The 270-nt window shown below is 63.7% G+C and carries 1 protein-coding gene; it reads left to right on the top strand.

Annotated features, from left to right (window positions below):
- The coding region (locus SB772_RS41285; RefSeq protein WP_410838687.1) for a LysR substrate-binding domain-containing protein at nt 1-253 on the top strand (253 nt) is incomplete at its 5' end.
- Between the last annotated feature and the right edge of the window lie 17 nt (nt 254-270).

The raw sequence follows: 270 nt of genomic DNA, 5'->3' as shown, positions 1-270 counted from the left end.
GCCGGTGGAAGGTCGCTTCACTGCGAACGACGGTCGAGCGTTGCGCGCCGCGGCCCTGCGCGGCACGGGCATCGTGCTGCAACCGGACCTGCTGCTGGAAAACGATCTCGCCGAAGGCCGCCTCGTGCCGGTACTGCCCGAATGGAGCCACGTACATACGCCGATGCATCTCGTCCATTCGCGCGAGTTGCGGCCCACGGCCATGCTACGGAGTGCCATCGATTTCTTAGTCAAGCATTTGTCGGCGTCATAACCGAACGCACGCATAGC

This window comes from Paraburkholderia sp. SIMBA_030, from assembly GCF_046535245.1.
Classification (GTDB): Bacteria; Pseudomonadota; Gammaproteobacteria; order Burkholderiales; family Burkholderiaceae; genus Paraburkholderia.
The sequence above is the reverse complement of the archived record's forward strand: the minus strand, read 5'-3'. Positions and strand labels throughout refer to the sequence as shown.